Annotated in this window: 1 protein-coding gene; it reads left to right on the top strand. The window is 60.9% G+C overall.

Features of this window, described 5'->3' with window-relative positions:
* Positions 1–3,413, top strand: a 3,413-nt coding sequence (locus CAG22_RS28850; RefSeq protein WP_371916867.1) for an immunoglobulin-like domain-containing protein, incomplete at both ends; no start/stop codon positions are given.

A 3,413-nucleotide genomic window follows, 5' to 3' on the forward strand; every position in this document is an offset into this window, starting at 1 on the left:
TGACCCTGTCCAACGGCCAGACCATCACCGTCGAAGCCGGCAAAACCCAGGGCAGCGTTGACTTCCAGACCCCGGCCAACGACGTCTACAACAACGGCTCGACCGTCAGCGCCACCATCGAGGGCGCCACAGGCGGCAACTTCGAGCAGTTGGTGCCGAATCCGACTCCAGCTCAGACCACCATCAACGACTCGATCGACACCACCACCGCGACCCTGACGGCGAACCCGTCGGTGACCGAAGGCGGCGTCATCACCTACACCGTGACCCTGAGCAACCCGGCCCAGTCGCCGGTGACCGTGACCCTGTCCAACGGCCAGACCATCACCGTCGAAGCCGGCAAGACCCAGGGCAGCGTTGACTTCCAGACCCCGGCCAACGACGTCTACAACAACGGCTCGACCGTCAGCGTCACCATCGAGGGCGCCACAGGCGGCAACTTCGAGCAGTTGGTGCCGAATCCGACTCCAGCTCAGACCACGATCAACGACTCGATCGACACCACCACCGCGACCCTGACGGCGAGCCCGTCGGTGACCGAAGGTGGCGTCATCACCTACACCGTGACCCTGAGCAACCCGGCCCAGTCGCCGGTGACCGTGACCCTGTCCAACGGCCAGACCATCACCGTCGAAGCCGGCAAGACCCAGGGCAGCGTTGACTTCCAGACCCCGGCCAACGACGTTTACAACAACGGCTCGACCGTCAGCGTAACCATCGAAAGCGCCACAGGCGGCAACTTCGAGCAGCTGACCCCGAACCCGACACCAGCTTCGACTGTGATCAGTGACAGTATCGATACTGTCACCGTAAGCATCGTCAGCAATGGCAATGTGACCGAAGACCAGCAGCCTTCCTTCACCGTGAAAGTAAGCCAGGCACTGGACCGTCCTCTGACTGTCACTTTGTCCAACGGCGACACCGTGACCATCGAAGCTGGCAAGACCGAAGTCGAGTACAAGACCTCGGCCCAGGGTGATGACGTAATCAAAGACGCTGGCTCTGTCACCCTCAGCGTCACAGACGCTACCGTATCGGGTGCCACTTTCGAGAAGCTGGACCTTGGTGGGCCGGCGACCGTTGAAATCTCGGACACCATCAGTGAAGTCGTCGCTACTCTGACCGTCGACAAGGCCTCCGTAACCGAGGGTGGCCAGGTGACCTACACCGTCACCCTGACCAACACACAGGGCCTGCCGGTTACTCAACACGGCGCGTTGACCTTCACTCTGAGTGATGGGACGAAAGTCACCATCCCGGCCAACAACGCGTCGGGTACCGCGACCATCACCGTCGACGATGACGTTTATGTCGGTGGTCAGGCGGCTATCGCGAACAAGCTGGAATCCGTATCAGGTGCGGACAGCTTCGAGAAGCTGACGCTCAGCGGTGATACCGTCACCACCTCCGTAACAGACGAGCCAGGCTCCGGCATTCCGGGTACTGGTAACCAGGGCGATCTGGTACAGGTCACCATCACCGCCGACCAGCCCTCGGTGGCTGAGAACCTCAAGCCGACCTTCACCGTACGCATCAATGCCTCGCTGGAACACGACCTGGTCGTGACCCTGAGCAACAATGCCCAGGTCACCATCAAGGCAGGCGATACCAGCGCGCCGTATACTCACGACGCGCAGGGCGATGATGTCTACAACGACGCCGGCCAGATCAGTCTGGGCGTAGAGTCGGCGGCAGATGTCGACGGGCGAGTCTTCGAGAACCTGCAACTGGGCGGTCCCGCTTCGGTCGAGGTGACCGATACCATCAGCGAAGTGGTGGCCAAGCTGACGGCTACCGAGTCCGTCACCGAAGGTGGCGAGATCACCTACACCGTCACGCTGACCAGCAAAGACGGCTTGCCGCTCAACAGCCACTCGACGCTGTACTTCACCCTCAGTGATGGCAAGACCGTTGTTGTGGTACCGGCCAACAGCACCACCGGTTCGATCACCGTGACCGCGCCGGACAACGTATACGTGGGCGCCAATGCGCCAGTGGTCAACGCGATCGACTCGGTCAGCGGTGCAGACGCGTGGAAGTTCGAAAAACTGACCTTGGACAAGACCGAAGTCAGCACAACGGTGACTGACGAGCCCGGAACCCCAGGCCCTGGCGGCGATATCGTCAAGGTCACCATCGAGGCCAATCAGGAGTCGGTCTTCGAGAACCAGAACCCGACCTTCACCGTGAAGATCAACACCGTTCTGGCGCACGATCTGGTCGTGACCCTGAGCAACAATGCCCAGGTCACTATCAATGCGGGCGAAACCAGCGTGCAGTACACCCACGCCGAGCAGGGTGAAGACGTTTATCAGGACGCTGGCGAAATCAGCGTGGGCCTCAAGTCGGCGGCCGATACCGCAGGCAGCAGCTTCGAAAACCTGCAATTGGGCGGCGATGCGTCGGTGAAAGTAACCGACACCATCAACGAAGTGGTGGCCAAGCTGACGGCCACCGAGTCCGTCACCGAAGGTGGCGAGATTACCTACACCGTCACGCTGACCAGCAAAGACGGCCTGCCGATCAATAGCCACTCGACGCTGTATTTCACCCTCAGCGACGGCAAGACCGTTGTTGTAGTGCCGGCTAACAGCACCACCGGCTCGATCACCGTGACCGCGCCGAATGACATCTATGTAGGCGCTCAGCCTGTCGTCAATGCCATCGACTCGGTCAGCGGTGCAGACGCGTGGAAGTTTGAAAAGCTGACCCTGGACAAGACAGAGATCAGCACCACCGTCACAGACGGACCAGACTCTGAGGACACCACCTTCCTGACCCTGTCTGCTACGCCGACAGTGGCCGAAGGCGGCAAGATCACCTACACCGCCACCTTGACCAACAAGGCTGGCACCGACCTGGTGATCAAGCTGAGCAACGGTGAAACCATCACCATCGCCGCTGGCTCGAAAGAAGCCTCGATCACTATCGATGCACCAAGCGACGACGTCTACGTCGATGCCGAAGACTTGAGCGTAACCGTCACCGGCACCACCGGTGGCGACTTCGAGAAACTCGACGTCAGCAACACTGCGGCCGTGACCAAGGTCACCGACACCATCGACACCACTACCGTCACCCTGACCGCCACGCAAAGCGTGGTCGAGGGCGGCGTGGTGACTTACACCGCGTCGGTCAACCACAAGGTCACCGGTTCGGACCTGGTGGTAAAGTTGGCCAACGGCCAGACCATCACCATCCCGGTGGGTGAGTCGTCGGCTTCGGTACCGTTCACTGCACCGAACAACGTGCACAACACCAACCTGGATCTGACCAACAAGATCACCGACATCTCGGGTGGCAACTACGAGAAGACCGTGGCGGTTGGCGAGCCGGTGACCACCGTCACCGACAACCCGGCGACTCCGGACGTCACCACGCTCACCCTGACCGCGACGGATACCGTGGCCGAA

The organism is Pseudomonas sp. B8(2017) (genome assembly GCF_002113575.1).
GTDB classification, from domain to species: domain Bacteria; phylum Pseudomonadota; class Gammaproteobacteria; order Pseudomonadales; family Pseudomonadaceae; genus Aquipseudomonas; species Aquipseudomonas putida_Z.